16 protein-coding genes are annotated in these 18,836 nt (G+C 38.5%); 2 read left to right on the forward strand and 14 right to left on the reverse strand.

All coding sequences use genetic code 11. The features are described from left to right. On the reverse strand, positions 1-945 hold a 945-nt coding region (locus ESZ50_RS08085; RefSeq protein ID WP_222860801.1), incomplete at its 3' end, for a KxYKxGKxW signal peptide domain-containing protein. A gap of 774 nt (positions 946-1,719) precedes the next feature. Between ESZ50_RS08085 and ESZ50_RS08090 the strand changes: the two genes are divergently transcribed. Next, positions 1,720-2,457 (forward strand): WxL domain-containing protein, encoded by a 738-nt coding sequence (locus ESZ50_RS08090; RefSeq protein ID WP_148623065.1) that lies wholly within the window; start codon positions 1,720-1,722, stop codon positions 2,455-2,457. Between the two features lie 251 nt (positions 2,458-2,708). Here the strand turns inward: ESZ50_RS08090 and ESZ50_RS08095 are convergent, their stop codons facing one another. Next, complete coding sequence (locus tag ESZ50_RS08095; RefSeq protein WP_148623066.1) at positions 2,709-3,209, reverse strand: hypothetical protein; 501 nt, start codon at positions 3,207-3,209, stop codon at positions 2,709-2,711. Positions 3,210-4,079: 870 nt separating this feature from the next. Between ESZ50_RS08095 and ESZ50_RS08100 the strand changes: the two genes are divergently transcribed. Continuing rightward, positions 4,080-5,042 (forward strand): NAD(P)-dependent oxidoreductase, encoded by a 963-nt coding sequence (locus ESZ50_RS08100; protein WP_148623067.1) that lies wholly within the window; start codon positions 4,080-4,082, stop codon positions 5,040-5,042. Between the two features lie 230 nt (positions 5,043-5,272). Here the strand turns inward: ESZ50_RS08100 and ESZ50_RS08105 are convergent, their stop codons facing one another. From ESZ50_RS08105 to ESZ50_RS08155, 12 genes are all read right to left on the reverse strand, one after another. Then, complete coding sequence (locus ESZ50_RS08105) at positions 5,273-6,265, reverse strand: hypothetical protein (RefSeq protein WP_148623068.1); 993 nt, start codon at positions 6,263-6,265, stop codon at positions 5,273-5,275. Between the two features lie 549 nt (positions 6,266-6,814). Next, the gene (locus tag ESZ50_RS08110) at positions 6,815-7,711 is read right to left on the reverse strand and encodes an HPP family protein (protein WP_148623069.1); all 897 of its coding nucleotides are present in this window, start codon (positions 7,709-7,711) and stop codon (positions 6,815-6,817) included. A 143-nt stretch (positions 7,712-7,854) separates the two neighbouring features. After that, complete coding sequence (locus tag ESZ50_RS08115) at positions 7,855-8,910, reverse strand: sensor histidine kinase (protein WP_148623070.1); 1,056 nt, start codon at positions 8,908-8,910, stop codon at positions 7,855-7,857. Beyond that, positions 8,907-9,605, reverse strand: a complete 699-nt coding sequence (locus ESZ50_RS08120) for a response regulator transcription factor (RefSeq protein ID WP_148623071.1) — start codon at positions 9,603-9,605, stop codon at positions 8,907-8,909. Before ESZ50_RS08120 ends, ESZ50_RS08115 begins: the two co-directional genes overlap by 4 nt. A gap of 106 nt (positions 9,606-9,711) precedes the next feature. Continuing rightward, positions 9,712-12,018 (reverse strand): SSURE domain-containing protein, encoded by a 2,307-nt coding sequence (locus ESZ50_RS08125; protein ID WP_148623072.1) that lies wholly within the window; start codon positions 12,016-12,018, stop codon positions 9,712-9,714. Positions 12,019-12,221: 203 nt separating this feature from the next. Further along, positions 12,222-13,355, reverse strand: a complete 1,134-nt coding sequence (locus ESZ50_RS08130; RefSeq protein ID WP_148623073.1) for an MFS transporter — start codon at positions 13,353-13,355, stop codon at positions 12,222-12,224. Positions 13,356-13,970: 615 nt separating this feature from the next. Further along, on the reverse strand, positions 13,971-14,927 hold the full coding sequence (locus ESZ50_RS08135; RefSeq protein ID WP_222860802.1) for a deoxyribonuclease IV: 957 nt from the start codon (positions 14,925-14,927) through the stop codon (positions 13,971-13,973). After that, positions 14,902-15,246 (reverse strand): iron-sulfur cluster biosynthesis family protein, encoded by a 345-nt coding sequence (locus ESZ50_RS08140; RefSeq protein ID WP_148623075.1) that lies wholly within the window; start codon positions 15,244-15,246, stop codon positions 14,902-14,904. The genes ESZ50_RS08135 and ESZ50_RS08140 overlap by 26 nt, the downstream gene beginning before the upstream one ends. Before the next feature lie 388 nt (positions 15,247-15,634). Further along, entirely contained in the window at positions 15,635-15,799 is a 165-nt protein-coding gene (locus ESZ50_RS11725; RefSeq protein WP_187387592.1) for a hypothetical protein, read from the reverse strand. A 5-nt stretch (positions 15,800-15,804) separates the two neighbouring features. Continuing rightward, positions 15,805-15,969, reverse strand: a complete 165-nt coding sequence (locus tag ESZ50_RS08145; protein WP_148623076.1) for a type II toxin-antitoxin system RelB/DinJ family antitoxin — start codon at positions 15,967-15,969, stop codon at positions 15,805-15,807. 188 nt (positions 15,970-16,157) lie between these two features. After that, positions 16,158-17,834, reverse strand: coding sequence for an aryl-sulfate sulfotransferase (locus tag ESZ50_RS08150; protein ID WP_148623077.1), 1,677 nt, complete (start codon positions 17,832-17,834; stop codon positions 16,158-16,160). A 227-nt stretch (positions 17,835-18,061) separates the two neighbouring features. Beyond that, a complete protein-coding gene (locus ESZ50_RS08155; RefSeq protein ID WP_148623078.1) occupies positions 18,062-18,793 on the reverse strand; it encodes a YwaF family protein in 732 nt (243 codons plus the stop codon). Between the last annotated feature and the right edge of the window lie 43 nt (positions 18,794-18,836).

The following is an 18,836-nucleotide window of genomic DNA, read 5'->3' on the forward strand; positions in this document are numbered from 1 at the left end:
TTCACTATCTGATACTGACTCAGAATCGCTCACTAATTCACTGTCTGACATAGACTCGCTCTGTGCATCATTTAAAGTAAGTACAACATCTACCGTCAGATTCTTTGCAGCGGTTGGGTCATAATATGTCAGCGTAATTGTATAACTACCTGCCACATTCCAATTAACCTTCGATGTATCGGCAGTAATATTTGCAGTATCAGGAGCAACGTTACTTCCAGTCGAATTAATTAGAGTGCTTACCATTGATGACGGAACAAAAGTTGCTCCATCAACACTGCCCAAATCCATCGTCTTATTTTGACCAACAAACGAACTATGGTCGGTCCTATAGTAAAAATCAATTTCTTGATCACTCGTTTGATCATCAACGTCAAGGCTACCGATCGCGCCACTATTGATCCAATCAATCATGTCATTTACAGAATTAGGTTTATGCCCTGTGTCACCCTCATATGCCCCCGCAAAAGTAGACAGACTGATCTCCGAACCTCCTATGTTAATTGTCGTCTTATCAATATCAATTATTTTCCCCGGAATATCCGGTGCTGTAGGGAATTTAAAAGTTCCTCCAGTGAGATAGTAGTCTACAGTCGAAGGCAGTAATTGGGCGTTACCATTTTCCCCGTCCAAATATTTCCCCGTCACCTTAAAATCGGTCACCTCTGCATTCGTAGCTGAATCCGAATTTTGTAAAGTTTGTACTGATGGAATAGTTGTCGAACTCTTGTTTACCAACACGTCCGCGTTGCTCGTCTCAACTGCCTTCTGTGCACCGGCATCACTGGCATCGGCACTGGCCGAGGATAACGTGGCAGAACCACCGAACATACCTACAAAACTAGTTATGGATGCATATATCCATGCTTTATTGCTTTTATATGCTTTGAAGGATTTCTTTTCATCAGCTTTATTCAATTGTTTTAACTTATTCTTTTTTGACATTGCGACACACACGTCTCCCCATTTAAATAGCCTTCAACTACGCCTAATTAAAGTTCTCACATATATGAAGTTAATTGCTCAAATTCACCTATCGACCACGTTAATTAAAAATAATTTTAACATACAATCATCAAATGTCTATCTTACAAAAACAACTTGCTCTATATTTAACTTGTTAGATTAACTTATTCTAGAATATTAGGGTTTTCGAGAACTATCATTCATCAATCTAATCGGTCTCCAAATACTTACTGTCCACCAGTTCAGTATCAACAAAGGTTTACCAAACACATTCATTACATTTAATCTTGTCTAATTAACAACCACATTATTAAAATCATGGAATCATCTTGTTTCACAAATATTTAATTATAAAGTTTTATTAAACCAATGCACTCTGAATAAAATAATGTAATTGAAATACAATTCGATTTTTTTATGAAATGTCGCTTAATGATAAAATAAAATATCCTATTGAGATCGAATTTTTTGAAGAAGTGATCTTTTTTATTGATAATGATCAGCTCATTTAAAGAGCAGCCACCATTCTTTTGATATATGAGACAAGTTTATTGTAAGTTCTAACTGAACTAGATTTATTTACTACATTAACCAGTAATTATCAGCTAAATCTTTCAATTTATGGACCAATATCAAATTTTGCTTTACAAATGATCAACTTTGAACAGCTTTTCTGAGCATTTATCCCCTTGAATCAAACTTAATCAAATATAATTAATGGATAGACCAAACCAATCAAAAGGAGATCCATTCATGAAAAAGAACAAACTACTTATCAGCTCAATCTTACTTGCATTCATTACTCCTTTTGGATTAACAGTTGTATCAGCCGCCGAATTCTCTTCTGTCTATGATTCGAATGCCTCAATTAAATTTGAGGAAAACACTGATCCAACCAATCCAGTCGACCCAACCAACCCGGACAACCCTTTTGAGCCGGATAATCCCGCCCAACCTGGAACAAATGGTCCTTTATCAATTGACTATGCTTCAAATCTTGATTTTGGAACTCGGAAAATTACAACTCAAGACTCCTTTTATTTTGCAAAGCTGACCAAAGGAATCGACAGTACTGGGCAAGTAAAGGAAGTGCCTAATTATGTTCAAGTAACCGATAACACTGGTTCTAACAAGGGGTGGAATCTAAAGGTTACACAGATGAATGATTTTACCAATACGTCTACTGGCCATAAGCTAAATGGCGCAAGACTATATTTCAATGGTCCAACGGTGTCAACATTAACAAACTCAGATGCCGGCACCCCAACGCAGGAAGCTCAGATTACACCAGAAGTTGGCCAGGCCTCCCGCGTTGTGACTGCGTTTGAAAATCAAGGACAAGGAACTTGGGTCACCAGTTTCATCGGCGATGATAGTAACGGAGCAGAATCAATTGCACTATCAATCCCCGGTTCTTCAACTAAAGAAGCTGGCGTATACACAACTACCTTGAAGTGGACATTAGGCCAAACTCCAGACATCGAAAACTAAAGAAGATCCATCAAAACTTCACAGATTGAATTGCTATAAGCTTCTCACAAAGATGAGAAGCTTCTTCTCTCTGCCGATTTTCTAAGAAACCTTTTTGAAGATCACTATAATATCAAAAGAATTACGTTAAACCGCATCAAGCACAAAAAACGTCTGGCCACATTCCTGCGGTCAGACGAAGAAATCGAAATATAATTAATTAATGAAACACATTTTTTCAACAAGACTGCTAGATTTCTTAGACATACCAATTACTGAATCTGTTTGTCGATCCTAACAAGGAAATCTGTAAGTGGTCCGCGAACTTCCTCAGGATCATCAAACTCGACATATGTAACATCCAGTACATCATCAAGCTGCCGTAACAGGGTGGTTTTAATCGGTGCACCCTTCCATATTGCGAAGAACATTGGCGCCTTTGGTCTAGCGTTAACGTTGTATGAAATCTCGAATGCGCCACTTTCACTCATAGCCGTTCGAATATAAAGGAACGCATCCGCCTGGTCAAGTTGCCCTAACCGGTAATTCCGGAAATTAACTGGGTTAAACTCTACGCCTTGATTATTTTCAAAATTTTCACGGAAAGTCTTTTCAGATAGCGGTGTTATTCCTGTCAGATAATCAATATTGATATCATTCTGCTGACGAATATCCTCCACAATCTTTTCTACAGCCCCAACAATCGCCTTACTTTCCTCACCAGACTGGGTAAGTGGCTGACGAATAAATAGCTTTACGTCCTTTTTGCTCATATCGATCCTCTTTTCTGGCATCATTTCTGCCTAGCAACCAACTCCAAGAGTTGGCAAATGATATTTCGAGTTATCGGAAATGTCATTACAAATAAAAAACGTAACAGGGACATCAATTCCTGTTACGTTTTATTCTACATCTCATTCTTTTAAATTAATCACCAGCACCAGCAATTCAGTCCGCCCGTACGAATTGATATCATTTCTACGTTAACTACAAAACTGTTTGAAAACATTCGACAGAATTTCAATTTTCTATCGGAATTCCAAAACATGCTTTCCACAATTGAGTCTTTAACATTATTAATTTTTAGTATTCTAATTCAGTTAAATATCTGCTATAATACAATTTGTGTGTAGTCCAAAAACTCTCTGACAGGAGTTTTCAACAGCAATCTCATTAGGTTTACTCCTAAGGATTGCTGTTTTTTTGTGCTAAAAATCCAATATTTCGTATTCATAGATCAATGCTCAATAAATTATTCGTATCTTCTTGATTGATATATCATCAAATGTAACCACTTCTATCCATGGTAATTTTTATGATAATGATCAGGTAACCCTCAATTCATTAAACTTTTAATACCCATAATCTATTAGACAATATAGTGGTCTAACTTCAAGAAACATTATTCCACCACTGCTTCAGACCGGCGATTCGCTTCTACATGCTCCATCAACTTATCTTGTACTTGAATTATCAATGAATAATATTCAGGATTAAGCTTCCTTGCTCATTCCATTATCTATTATCGCTTAGGATTGTATCTCCCATCGTAATTGTCGCTCAAGTTGACCAGCGCGTTATTGTCTGTATTTGCTTTAAGCAGTAACATACTTTATATACACGTACATTAGGAGGAAATAAGCATGTCGAAACTATTAATCACAGCGAAGTTACCAGAAAGCGTCTACCAACGTTTTAATGATACAGATATCGAGCTAGCCACCTACGATGATGACAAACTTATTAGCCATAAAGAATTGTTAGAATCTGTAAAAACAGTCGATTACTTAATCACAGCACTATCGACCGTCGTTGATCGAGAGATTATCGATGCAGCTCCAAATTTAAAATTCATCGCAAATTTTGGGGCTGGCTTCAATAATATCGACGTTGAGTATGCTAAGCAAAAGTCAATTCTTGTTTCTAATACACCAATTGTCTCCACAAATTCGGTTGCTGAGACAACGATCGGATTAATCCTTGCACTAAATCATCGCATCGTCGAGGGTGACACAACTGTTCGCCAAGGGGAATTCAAAGGTTGGGCCCCCACCTATTTCCTAGGACATGAGATTGCCGGTAAGAAATTGGGTATTCTGGGATTTGGAAATATCGGCAAGGAAGTTGCTAGAAAAGCTCAGGCACTATCGCTTGATATCCAATACTGGCAACCACATCAGTTATCTGACCCAGAGGAACGTAGTTTGAACGCAAAGTACGTCAGCTTCGATGAGTTAATCACAACTAGTGATATAATCAGCGTCAACGCACCGCTAACAGAATCAAATCGCCATTTGTTCGACGAGATTGTATTTAAGAAAATGAAATCCACAGCACAACTTATTAACGTCGGCCGTGGACCAATTATAGACGAAAATGCCCTAGTTAAAGCACTTAGGGATAACGTAATTGGTGGCGCCGCCTTAGACGTATACGAAAATGAGCCCGCTCTTGCAGTTGGTTTGACTGAACTTACTAATGTTATCTTAACTCCACATATTGGAAATGCGACTGTTGAAGCTCGTGACGCGATGGGGAAGATCGTGTCAGAGAACATCTTGCTTGCCGATCAAAATCTAAACACAAAATATGTGGTCAATAGGTAAACTTCATCCGTAAATTTTAGAAAAGGAGCAGACAAATTTATCGTCTGCTCCTTTTTCAGACTTCATAATTAATCAGATCAACCCCTCACTTTATAATTAACAGTCCTATCATACGGTCTAAAAAAGTTCTAATCCATTCCAAATTGACTGATATCAAATAAGGCAGAAAAAGGCTAGCAAACTCTGCTAGCCTCTGCATAGATATACCAAGTCCATTCATATTTAAGCGACTATTGCGCACCTAGTTGACTGTTAATTTCACCCCCTAAGTTGCTTAAATTACTTTCAAAATTAGTCGTTAACTGATTCAAGGTCGTCCCTTGAGACATGGTTGGTTGTAGTGTCGAATTCTTGTCCTGTGACTTCTTACTATCAGCGACAACATCAAATTTGATTGTCGCATGATTTTGCTTATCAACTACAGTACCGCTAACTTCATCATGTTCGGTCAACTTCTTTGCATTAATTGTTGATACTATTTTCAAACTCTTAATCGTAACAAACTCGTTTAAAGTACTTTTCACAGCGCTTTTGCTTTCACTACTTGCATTACTCATAAAATTGGTCACAAGGTTGGTTGCATTTTGGCCTGTTCCTGATAAAGTAAGTGTACTTTCATCACCATTTGTTTTAAAGTCACTTGTCGAAAGCTTGCTCAATCCAGTGTAATAGTCCATGGTCGTACCTGTCTTTGACTTCACTAGGTCATTTATCACACTTTGCCAATTCTTCGTTGAGTTACTAAGATCACTTGGTGTCAAAAGCAAGTACGGTGTTGCTAAACTATTTGCATACATTCCAATAATCCCAGTGGTAATTTGATCTTGGCCAGTTGTGGTACTTGTTAGCAATGTCTTAAATGTATCACTAGCAATGAACGCCCCCTCCTTATCGAGGATCATTTTATAACTTTGATTCTTACCCGCAAGAGTATAGCTACCCTCCTCGTTAATTGTCTGGTTCTTTTGGTCAACAGTCCCCTTGTTACCAATAGTCAATCCTTGATATTGGTTAAGATCGGTGTCACCACCGTCAGCAGATAACTGTTTAACCTTAATCGTCATTGTGTTTTTGTTATTTGCATTTAAATCCGTTATTTTTTGTACTGCATTGGCGTAATTATACTTCGGAAGCAAGGGCAAAATAATCGCTCCCGCAATCAAAATTAATATAACAACAAATCCAGCAACAGACCCAGCAATTATTTTAGTCTTCTTACGCATATTCCCATCTCTCCAACATCTCCTAAACCATTCACTCGTTCATGTATATATGATTAAATATATATTATTATAATCAATTAATTTTAAGTTATTTTTAATTCAATGTAAAGAAATTCAAAAAAGATCCACAATATCCTATCATATAAAGGTTCTTTCTTACACACAGACTTTCTTGAATCGTTGTAGAAATTACAACCTCTATATACTTTGCAATGCTACATTCATATAGACTATTAACTCCAACAACACAAAAAAACTGAAACTCATTAAAAAGCTCCAGTTAATTTATAAATTCGCCTATGAATAACTCATTGTTGATAACAACGAGAACATCCATATCACTTTTCATGCTATTGGCGAATTTTCCCGTCCCATCCGCACCCGCTCAGTCAAAAGCGCCCGATGTCATAAGTAATTCGCCCATCTTATCGTTCGAACTCTCTGATGGTGAGATAATCATCCATTTGCTCATATTAATCTATTTCAATCACTGCTTTTAACCTAGAATCTTTTCAGCTAAAATTCCGGCTCGCTGTTTATAAACGGACGTCAACTTCTCATAACCTTATACTGTTTAGTAATGAATACACAGCCCAGCATGACCCCACTAGCCAATGCTGTATACAGAACAAGGTTTGGCAACATCGCCTTCGGTAATATCAGCATCAGTGGTGGGAACGCATATACAGCTGGTAACTCCAATTTCATAATCTGCAACAAAACAAAAATCGTCGGTAAAGTAATCGCCATATCAAGCACCCAATTATTCGTCAAAATTACGCCTAATACACCTAGCGCCGCCGCCAATGTTAGTGCAAGAACATGTTTTCCCCACATATATAATGGGTATTTCACCTGCTGAACCGCCTCTAATAATAATACAGATACAGGGGGAATTCCGACCATAATATCTTGACCAAGCCCATGTACAAGCAGCACCCAAATTGCCGTAATCCAGATATACTGCCAAACTGCTACACTGCTGATTGGTTTCAGTTCAAAAGAGATTCTCTTATGACTGCCATGAATTAAAACACCAACCAATAAAATGCCAGTTAGCAAAATAATTATCAGGATAAAAGTCCAATGGTGAGCATCCGTAATAATTGGCAATAAGCCGGTTGCAAATGCGGGTGCCAGACGCGATCGTGTCAATTTAAGTAAAACCAGCATTAGGAATAAAACAAGTCCAATTTTAAAGATATATGCTAACGGCAGTAAATTAACCAGATATCCGATCAATGCTGTCATTACCGGTGTTGCGACAATTTTATAGGGCTGTTTAATCCAGTTCATTTCACGCAACGCCAGCATCCCCACGCTCATTACCGCAAACTCAGGTAAAATTATGCGTTCTGTTTTAAAATGCGCTGACACAGCCACCATCACAATAATGGCGATGTACCCAAATAAGTAGTCGCGTATTTGAATCTTTGTTAAATGCATTTATGCCCCCTCTTCTTCAACTAAAAAATCACAAATTCCATTATACAGAGTTACGCTTTCTGAAAATAATGTAATTTGTGAACTTATAAAAACTTATTATTTTGCTAAGTGGATTTTAACTGGTTCCAATCACAGCTGACTACCTATACAAATAGCCTTTTGGGCAGATGCAACATAAAACTGGTCTCGATCTCAGAAGAATGTTCAAGAGTCAGCACTCCACCAATCTCGCTGGCTAACCTTTTGGCAATGTACAATCCCAGCCCATGACCACCAGTTTTCGAATTTCGAGAATGATCTATCCGATAGAATCGGTCAAAGATTTTATTAGCATCCTCCTCAGTAATAATTTCACCTGTGTTTCTAATCCGCACATTGTATTCATCAGCTTCTTGGATAATTTCAATTCCGATTGGTGTACCATGTTTTGAATACTTAAGACTATTTCCAATCAAATTTGTCATAATCCGTGTCAGCTTCATTTTATCCGTTTGCATTTGTAAGCCGGTATTAACGCCTTTCAGATCCAATTTATGTTTCCCCATCTCGAGCTGGGTCTGAAACTCGCTCAAAACATCTAACAAAAACTGATCAAGAAAGAACACTTCATTTCTTGATTGAAGCTTCCTTTTGTCCGTATTTACTGGCCCATCAATTTCAGCCACTGTACTTAATTCTTCAACGAGCGCATTTAAATGCCCGACTTGCCCACCAATTATTTCGAGATAATCACCTTGTTGCCCCTTAGGGATGATGCCATCATTAAGTGCTGTAACTGTTAAAGAAATTGATGTAATTGGCGTCTTAATGTCATGAGCCAGTTGTGCGATCATCTCATTCTTTTCCTGCTCACTTTCCTCAAGCCTTGTGAATGTGCTCTGCAAGCTCTCAGTCATCTGATTAAAATCAGTTGCTAAATCGCTCAGTTCCTTGGGACTGTTGATCCCGTTAATTGGAGTAAAATCATTCTTTGCTACTGCCTTACTCATCATCTGTAATTTATCAAGCGCCGTGAAAGTGCTTCTAAACATAAAAAGATTCAGACCGAAACCTGCTAGAAGCGCAACAATCGTTGTACTAATCAGTAAATTGACTTCCTTAGCATTCAACAGCATATATCTAACCGCAAGATAAATCGTGGACAAAATAATCAAGGCTGCCATTAAATAACCAATTATTAATATGCTTCTGAATTTCATGATAGATTTGTCCCCAGCTTGTATCCCATCCCCCAAACAGTTTCAATCATTGGGGTGCTATCTGTCGCCCATTGTTTGATTTTTTTCCGCAGTTCGTGAATATGCACGTTTAGTGAATTATCATCCTCCATAAACGTCTCATTCCAAACTTTCGAATATATTTCCACTTTTGATAAAATCTTGTTGTTATGACTGACCAACAAACTCAAGATATCAAATTCTTTTAATGTCAGAATTAACTCATGATCATTGATTGATACCAATCGTTGATCAAATGAAATCTTCAGGTCGCCGATTTTTTGGTCAGTCTCTCGTTCACCTTTGGCATTTCTAATCCGGTTCAAAATATTGTTGACTCGTAGGACCAGTTCACGTGGATTAAAAGGCTTGACAATATAATCGTCAGCTCCCATCCCCAATGAATAAAATTTATCCTGGTCGTTGGATTTAGCAGTTATGAAAAGAAAAGGTTGATTTGGCTCAATTTCTAATACCTCATCAATCAATTCATAGCCATCCACATTCGGCATCATAATATCGGTGATAATCAAGTCAAAACTAATGTTAGAAGTATACAACAACAAAGCCTCACGACCGTCATGTGCAATGTACACATCATAACCTTCCCTAGTTAGATAACGCTCGTTTATATCCGTAATGGTGTTCTCATCATCAACCAGCAATATTTTATCCATTTTCCCCGCTCCAAAGAAATCAATTTTATTAAATACTATAACACCATAAAAAGGGAGTCAGCTAAACTCCCTTAAAATCTCTATTATGATGAACCGTATACCAATTCTAGCGTTGAGTAAATTTGAATGCCAGACCGACTGTACTAATCAACGTTGTGATTATGCCGGCAAATGTAATCCAAAGCGTCGACTTCTCACCCGTTTCTGGCAACGTTCCTTGCTTGCTTTGACTCTTTGTCATGCTACCATCGTTCTCAGCTCGCGTTGCCAACATTGGCTTCTCAGTTGTTCCTTGACCGTTGTTTGTGTTTGTTGATCCAGCCTTGACGGCCATATTCTTTGCAACGTCCTTATTTGCCATTCCAGCAATGTTACCCGAGTTATTTGAAGAAGGGTTACTTGGATTGATCGTCATGTTTGAATCATTTCCACTCACTGAGTTATCACCGTGCAAGTTAATAGTTACATCCTTGCTGGCAACCAAACTCCCGTCGGCTTTGTTGTATACCTTAACGGTTGCGTGGTAGGTGTTTGTCCCATGATCCTTCAAATACGTTAGCAATTCTGAACCACTTAACTTGGTTGTTTCACCGTTCAAATCAACCTCATAAGTGTAATCACCGTTGGTCAAATTTTCAACTGGCAATAGTGCCGGATTCATTGCCGTGCCATTATCTGACCATGGTGCTCCATCAGATGAGTTCAACAACAATCGTGTCAACATTCCATCACCACCAAATGCCTCGAATGGAATTACTTGATTCACGCCTGCCAAGAATGGATCAGCCTTATCGGCGTTCTTCAAATAAGAGGCCGGAACATCAATAGTGTCCTTGATATTCTGATTAACCGCTGACTTAACAGTATCAACTGACGTCTTCGTCGCTGACCCATGCAAGTTAATTGTTACATCTTTACTAGTAACAAGGCTGTTATCGGACGCGTTATAAACCTTGACCGTTGCTTGGTAGGCCTTCGTGCCCTGAGCCTTCAAATAATTCAACAAATCGTTTCCACTCAACTTTGTTGTATCACCATTTAGATCAACCTCATAAGTATAAGTACCGTTGGCCAGATTGGCCGCTGGCGCCAACGCTGGATTCTTAGCTGTACCATTATTTGACCATGGTGCCCCGTCAGATGAGTTCAACAACAACCGCGTTAACATTCCGTCACCGCCAAACGCCTCGAATGGAATCACTTGGTTGACACCTGCCAAGAATGGACCTACGCCATTGGCGTTCTCCAAGTAGTCTGCCGGTACATCAATGCTGCTCTTGATGTTTTGATTGACAGCTGATTTAACATCATCCTTGGTTGCAGTTCCATTCAGATTGATTGTTACATTTTTGCTGGTAACCAAACTGTTATCGGACGCGTTGTATACCTTTACTGTCGCTTGGTATGATTTAGTACCCTGAGCCTTTAAGTAATTCAACAAATCATTTCCACTCAACTTTGTTGTATCGCCATTTAGATCGACCTCGTAAGTATAAGTACCTTTGTTCAGATTAGCCGCCGGTGCCAATGCTGGATTTTTAGCTGTACCATTATTTGACCATGGTGCTCCGTCAGAAGAATTCAATAGCAAACGTGTTAGCATTCCGTCGCCACCAAATGCCTCGAATGGAATTACCTGATTAACACCTGCTAAGAATGGGCCTACGCCATTAGCGTTCTCCAAGTAGCCCATCGGTACATCAATGCTGCTCTTGATGTTTTGATCAACAGCTGCCTTAACATCGTCTGTCGTTGCAGAAGTATTGGCAGTTGCTCCATGTAAGTCAATTGTCACATTCTTGCTTGCAACAAGACTGTTATCAGCCTTGCTATATACCTTTACAGTCGCTTGATATGTTTTCGTGCCTTGGGTCTTAAGATAACTTAATAGATCAGCGCCACTCAATTTTGCTGTGTCACCATTTAAGTCAACTTCATAAGTATAATCGTGGGATAAATTAGCTAAGGGCAACAATGCTGGATTCATTGCTGTACCATTATCTGACCATGGTGCGCCGTCAGAAGAATTTAGTAGCAATCGAGTCAGCATTCCATCACCACCGAATGCCTCAAATGGAATCACTTGATTAACCCCAGCCAAGAATGGACTTGCCTGGCTTGCATTTGCCAAATAGCTCGTTGGAACGTCAACATGATCTTTAATGTTCTGCTCTACGGCCGTCTTAACTGCATCAACAGAAGTTGTCTGTGCCGCAGATCCAGCACCGTTCTCGGTTAACGCCATCGAATTTGTATTCGCAGTGTTGACGACATTTGCAGGTGCTTGAACCGCACTCGCTTGTTGGGCAGAGCCTTGTGCGCCCATGCTTTGAACCTCAGCGGCAGATACCGCTGGTGCCAAGGCAATTGTACTAAATAACGCCGTAACAAAAATTTTATTCCTAATAACCATTCTTTAATCCCCCATGTTTCTTCGAAAACATTTACTTTACATAAGTGACTATACACTTCAGCTTCTTAACCAAATCTGTCTAGTTCCTTAAATAAGTCTTAATTGGGCATAATGATTTAATAATTAGTATTTTATTCTGTAAAATTCAACTTTTTGTATTACTATTTCGGTCATCAAAAACATCGAATAATCCCCTGACTCAATCAATCGTTGGCTAATTTCATTCCAAAATAAATCACGCCAATTTCCATAACAACAATCATCAATAACGTGACATTCCATTGCCCAAATAATTGATGTACATAATTCAACGAAAGAGGTGCTAATGATGCAAACAAGTAGCCAAATGTCATTGTGATGCTTGAGTTAGCCGCCACTTCTGCCAGATCTGCACTACTGTTCGCAATAAACAGGAGTGATAAAGTGAACACAATCGAAGTTGATATCCCAAGCGTCACAGCGGCTATCATATTTAGAACTAGTCCATGCTGAAATAACGCGTAACTCCCAAAGGCGAAAAGAATTCCTGCCAAATATAAATTGTGCTTAGCTTTTCGAATGATCAGGAATATAATTGTCGCCAAAATTCCACTTAACTGTAAAATTGACATCAAAAGACCTGATATTGCTTCGGATACACCTGTACTTTCAAAGATTGTTGGTAGCCATGTGTTTAATCCATAGAATATGAAGGATTGTAGCGCCGTAAATACAATCAAGAATCCCAACTTCCTATCGACCCTGATTTTAGGATTAGTCATTGTTCGAGTTGGAGTAATTTCAATATAGTGTTCATTAGCATTATTGGGTTTGATAATTAACCAAAGCCATAATGCTAACATCGCTGGGATAACAAATGTTTGCAAAGTTATTTGCCAACCCAACCAATTAGCAAGCATCGGAGCAACCAACAATCCAACTGCCGTGACCACTGATGTTGTTAATGAGTAATATCCTGTTATCCGCTGAATATCATCTTTGAATTTAGCTCGAACCATCAATGGTAGAACAACATTCAAAATTGCAATCGCTAAGCCGATCAATGCTGAACCAAATAGCAAGCTTGCCTTACCACTAGGCCGAATAATGGTTGCTAAGATTAATAAAACCAGTGCCCCCGTCATTACATTATTAAAGTTATATTTCTGCAAGAGATATTTTACAAAAATTGGCGTGATTGCAAAAAGTATTAAGGGAACCATAATCGTTAACGATAGATAAGTCTCCCCAATTCCTAAAGTTCGCTGTATCTGACCAAACAATGGTGTGATCGCCGTCAGCGATAATCTCAAATTAGCAGCCACAAGTAAAATAAGTAAAATGTTTCGATTGCGCATAAAAAGCACCCCTTCTATTTTCCAGCCTAGAAGAAGTGCTTGCTAGTATCATGACGAAATAAATCGCTATCGGAATTTTTATTAATTAAAACATATCAGCTCATTAAAATCAACTAACCTATTTGACAACCTAATGATTTATAAAATTCAACCAGCCATTCTGAACTGATGGCTTTTAAATCGAGGTAAGTATCTGCATCCTTAGTAAAATTTTATCAATATTTAATGTTACATCGTTCTTAATACGAGTTAATAGGCGCAAAGATACATCCGCTAATAACTGGTCATGCAATATGCTTTTAATCTGTAATGGCTCAGGCATATTCAATATGATTTGCAGACACAACTCGGCAAATTTCAGATAGAATGAACTTGTGTCCCCCCGGACACTACGAAAATCACCAGAGCCATTTTTGGCTTTTGGTGATTTTTTTGTTCAAAGACTAGCTTCATAACATGCATACTGAATAATTGGAATTTCTGCTGTCCTTCCGGTACATTCAAAGACGTAACAAAATAATAATTAATCATCGGGTGCTTAATTATCGTCAGATTTCCATTATTCAACCCCTATACACTAAAGGTCGTGCTTTCTAGATAGAAAGCACGCCCTTTTTAATCGTATAATCGTTCTGAACGAACATATTCATCAAACGATAATCCGCCTCGTAAAACTGCAATTTCTTCACCATAAGGTGGGTCAGCGTACTTATTATCACCATGTCCTGGTGTTTCAAGCAACTTAGGCACATTTACAAAGCGTGCATCATTTGAAACCTTACTCAAAGTCTCGAAACCAATTTTTCCTAACCCAATGTTCGCATGTCGATCCTTATGTGATGCAAGACCGAATTTTGAGTCGTTCAAATGAATTGCGCCGATCTTATCTAAGCCGATTCTATCGTCAAACTCGCTAAGGACATCCTCATAATGCTCTTTAAGATCATATCCACCATCAAACACATGACACGTGTCCAGGCATATACCAACATTTGAACGGTATTGCTCCTCGACTCCATCCAAAATGGTCGCAAGTTCCACAAAATCTTTGCCGACCTCTGTTCCTTTGCCGGCCATTGTCTCGATTAGAATTCTTGGGATCTTATCCACTGGCAATTCAGTATATAAATTCTTCAAAACACTGTTTAGCCCGCGAATTACGTTATCAATCCCTGCCTCCGAGCCAGCTCCTACATGTGACCCAGGATGGAACACAAAGGTTTGCGCTCCAATTGCACTAGTTCTGATCACTTCACTGGTAAAAAGTTCAACACTGTATTCCCATTTATGATCGTCTGCGGATGCTAAATTAATTAAAAATGGCGCATGGACCGAAATCTCCCTGATCCCTTTTTCGTCCATTAACTCATGCGCCTCTTGAACGTGAAACTGATCAATTGGCACTCGAACTGAATTATGTGGCGCCCCAGTGTAAACAAGCATTGCACTAGCATCATATTGCAACGCTTCTTCAACTGCTGAATACAACTTAGCCTTCCCACCGACTGATACATGGGAACCGAGTAAAGCCCTATTCACAGGGTGATTAGATTGTTTCTGTTGTGACAACACTATCGATCACCCCGCTATTATCACCCAAACGCAAGTTATTGTTCTCGAAGGTCAGGTAAAGCCCCTCCCCAAGGAAAATTAACTCATATTCGGATGTCAGAACATTTAATCCAGCATTGTTCTTCAATTCCAATGTGTGCTTGCCATCTTTACCCTTTTCAGCAAAAACAATTTTGAATTTGTCACCAAGCGAGCAAGCTCCGCCGACTGGCGAAAAGTCACTTGAACCATCATCGGCTACCAAAATAACATCCTTGTTCGCTCCATCAAGCTTTAGTAGTTTCTCTTCTGCAGCATCACTGATATTAATCTTCAACATAATTAATTCTCCTGTCGTTTTCCAATTTCGCCAAATAATTTGAATAATCTGATCCACTTTGCACCCACTATCAGATTAATAACTAACATTCACCTCTGTTATAAGAATGTCCATAAAACCCTCCATTCTACAAATCAGCGATTGATTGCCAAAGCGAACTTTGCCATCTGAGTAATCCTTCCCATGCAGCTGGCTCAGGCTCTTTTCAATAATCAAATCGTTCATGATTTCATCTTACACGATATATTTTAGCACAACACTTATTTTTTTAATAGTCTTCCGCTTCAAAATATTTGCCAATAAAAAACACGCCTCTCAATTACTGAGAAACGCGTTAATTATTTGAATTCAGGATTATCAAACGCTGTAATGCATTCAGCAATCTGAATTAATCAATTATGAGTTGCCGTTGAGCTTTTACAGCTCCATTTTTCGCCGCAATTGTTGCAGTTTTAATTGAGACTGTATGCCCAGCGCTCTGGTACCAATCAAGTAAAATATCCTCATTTTCAGGATTATGAATGATTCTAGCCGGCTTCTTTAGTTTAACCACTTTGATTATCCCCTAAACAAATTATCAAATGGCGTTTGCCCAGTATTTGCGACCTGCGTCAGAAATACTTTAATCGCCATTTGAGTTGTTAAACCTTGTTTCATAAAAGTTTCGTCGGCTTTAACCTTAACCTCTGATTCAACACGTAATTGAATTAGCTTATCACTCATCACTAAAATCCTTTTCCCCACCATTCTTTCAACTTAACAAGTATTGTTTAATCATATTAAGTCAGCCTTAGGATAAAAAGACCAAAGTTCGATGAAATTTTGACCATATTGTGAATTCGCCAACTTCAAAAGACGATATAAGAACCACTAAGGCCTTTTAAACGCCGTAGAAACAGTGTTTAAGTTCCTTATTTACTTGCATCAAAGATGTAATTGCTATCATAAAATGCCTGGCGATAAGCACGATAAACATATGCTTTCGCTGCAACATTCTTAATCGTAATATTAAATACTTGCGTCCCATCCTCGTCTACTTCAATAATGTTGCTTTCGGCACCACCGTTCTTATATCCAAAGTCAATTAAAGTATTACCATTTGACTGGCGTTCAGCATAGCCAATTACGTTAGTGAAGTTCGCCCTACCTAATGATTTACCATAAGCCCAACTCTGACTAATCTTCATTGTTTTAGTGTCAATGTGATATTGGACCGCCTGCGAATATTTCTTCGATGTTTTCTGATCGCCATTCGTGACGCTAACATTGTTATCGTACAATAAAATATTTTCTTTACTTGAATCGCTATTTTGGTCGTTCAATAAAGTTAAGCCATGCTGACCGCCGGTAATTGTTGTCCCCTTTGTTGGTGTCAGAACATATTTCTGTAATTCTTTAGGCCAGCTTGATTTTGCTTTTCCACTATACAACCAAACAAATTTTTTCGTCTTGGGATTCAACTTCATAATCAAATCTTGATTACGATTCGAAATCAATAATGTACCATCTTTCTCGTCGTATTCAAGTGAATTCATATGAAGCCAATCGACCTTTTTATCTGAGCCTGCCTGATAATTTAGATACATTAAGCTTGGCAGTAACTTCTTCATATCAATTACGTTTACGATTTTCCCTGTTTTATAAGAAATCTCAACAATTGTATCCTCTTTATAAGTTGAGCCATCAGACACAGTTGCCAAAATATTACCGTTTGGCAACTCAAGTAGATCATGATGGATCACGGTTGTCTCAGTCCCACCATCGTTGCCGCTTGTCTTAGAAGAGAACGTAAATTCTTTATAGACTCGTCCAAGTAAATCAACTTCCTCTAAATCATTGTATACCAATGAATTGCTCTTTTGCTTGGTGAGGATCATGTAATGCCCGTTACTCCATTTTTCAATTGTATGTTGCGAGTAATCGGTTGAATACCAGCGAACTTCACCATCAGCATCAACTGCAAAAGGTTCCTTAGTTGTGCGGTTAATGATTGTTAGTTTATTATCGCCGATTTCCATCTTAGATTTATCAGCCGTTTTGACTGTAATTTTAGTACCACTGATATATTTAGGGAGCGCTGATGTCGTCAGGGTCAACGTTTTCGTTTCACTCGTACCATCCTCATACTGAATTGTCATATTTACTGTATTATTGTAGGCAGCATACAAACCAACAATTGGAACTTGATGGACTGTTTGATAGCCCCCATTTACAGTATTTGTAATTGACGTTCCGTCCGACTTGCCTACAACGGTGTAGGTTACTTTAGCCTTTTGCGAGGTCGTAAAAATTGCTAATGCACTAAGCGGTGACGTTCCGTACGGATTAACTTTCACGAAGGGGCTTCCAACTGTATAAGAAGTGTCCTTCGTTGCCGCCGCATATTCAGCAGTCTGCTTTGCTTGCGCTGTCTGCCGAGTAGTCACAACTTTAGTTCCCAAATTTTCCTTGATTTGCGCCGTTGTTAATAACTTTTTGGGATTTGCGGTTCGATTAGCTTGATAAAAATACGTTCCAGCCAAGACAATCAAAATTAATATTAGTCCCCCCAGCCAAATAAATTTCCGTTTATGTATCCTTTGTAACATGAAAAATTCCTTCCAATAAAAAAATATAATTTGGCTTTAACCAATGTTTTTCATTGTAATAGAATTTAGATAAATGAAACTTAGTTTTAAAGCATAATGAATAATCTAAGAATATTTAAATGATCATTATATCAGTCATATATATTGTATTTGATAAATCTGAATAAAATTATTTAGATTTAATAAAAAAAGGCCAACTTTACAAGTTGACCTTTTTCAACTGATACCTACTCATCCTTTCTTTTATGAATCGACCATGGTACATATAAAATCACCCAAAGAATCGAAACCAATCCAATTAACGTTGGAATATACCAAGTACCAGTCATTGTCTGAATTGGAGCAAGGGGGGATCCCGGTGATCCAACACTTAAAAAAAGAAAATTAGTCTTTAATAATCCATTAATCATCATTGTCGCTGGAACAAGCACAATCAAGAACAGAACTACTCGCCATAAATTATGAACGTTAGGTCGATATTCTCCCGCAAAGAAGATCATCAAGCAGTACGCAATCAACAGGGCATGAATGATAATACTTTGTAGTACCCACTCATTTAAAATCGGATAGGCCGTCCAGTTTGGAAAAACTTCTGCAGCTAATGCAGCCCACCAAGTCAACGCATAAAAGGATTCGCGCGTAAACTTAGAAGGATGGACAGCATCAATCGCAACCAAGATCAATCCCCAACCACACAAGTCTAATGGCAAGATTTTAGGAGTCCAAACTCCAGCTGCCGATAAATAAATTTGCCGAAAGAGTTCTAGCCCCACTAGGACTCCAGCAATCGAATAACGTATGTTCTGCCGCTTACTTTCTGTTCCGCCACGATAAACTATGATTATCGTCACGACCAGAATTCCCACTAGTAACAACGTCACCAAATGTCGCGTTCCAAATAATGAAAACCCCATTCCTGCAGGGAGTTGGTCTTCGTAAGTAAAATAATATCTAAACATAGCCGCCTTCTAGTTAAAAAGAATTAAATTTAATACCATAACT

This window comes from Weissella muntiaci, from assembly GCF_008107635.1.
GTDB lineage: Bacteria > Bacillota > Bacilli > Lactobacillales > Lactobacillaceae > Weissella > Weissella muntiaci.

Bases quoted from the DNA above. Each gene is read 5' to 3' on its own strand.
- ESZ50_RS08090 (WP_148623065.1), top strand. From the start codon at position 1,720: ATGAAAAAGAACAAACTACTTATCAGCTCAATCTTACTTGCATTCATT.
- ESZ50_RS08095 (WP_148623066.1), bottom strand. From the start codon at position 3,209: ATGAGCAAAAAGGACGTAAAGCTATTTATTCGTCAGCCACTTACCCAG.
- ESZ50_RS08100 (WP_148623067.1), top strand. From the start codon at position 4,080: ATGTCGAAACTATTAATCACAGCGAAGTTACCAGAAAGCGTCTACCAA.
- ESZ50_RS08105 (WP_148623068.1), bottom strand. From the start codon at position 6,265: ATGCGTAAGAAGACTAAAATAATTGCTGGGTCTGTTGCTGGATTTGTT.
- ESZ50_RS08110 (WP_148623069.1), bottom strand. From the start codon at position 7,711: ATGCATTTAACAAAGATTCAAATACGCGACTACTTATTTGGGTACATC.
- ESZ50_RS08115 (WP_148623070.1), bottom strand. From the start codon at position 8,910: ATGAAATTCAGAAGCATATTAATAATTGGTTATTTAATGGCAGCCTTG.
- ESZ50_RS08120 (WP_148623071.1), bottom strand. From the start codon at position 9,605: ATGGATAAAATATTGCTGGTTGATGATGAGAACACCATTACGGATATA.
- ESZ50_RS08125 (WP_148623072.1), bottom strand. From the start codon at position 12,018: ATGGTTATTAGGAATAAAATTTTTGTTACGGCGTTATTTAGTACAATT.
- ESZ50_RS08130 (WP_148623073.1), bottom strand. From the start codon at position 13,355: ATGCGCAATCGAAACATTTTACTTATTTTACTTGTGGCTGCTAATTTG.
- ESZ50_RS08140 (WP_148623075.1), bottom strand. From the start codon at position 15,246: ATGTTGAAGATTAATATCAGTGATGCTGCAGAAGAGAAACTACTAAAG.
- ESZ50_RS08145 (WP_148623076.1), bottom strand. From the start codon at position 15,969: ATGAGTGATAAGCTAATTCAATTACGTGTTGAATCAGAGGTTAAGGTT.
- ESZ50_RS08150 (WP_148623077.1), bottom strand. From the start codon at position 17,834: ATGTTACAAAGGATACATAAACGGAAATTTATTTGGCTGGGGGGACTA.
- ESZ50_RS08155 (WP_148623078.1), bottom strand. From the start codon at position 18,793: ATGTTTAGATATTATTTTACTTACGAAGACCAACTCCCTGCAGGAATG.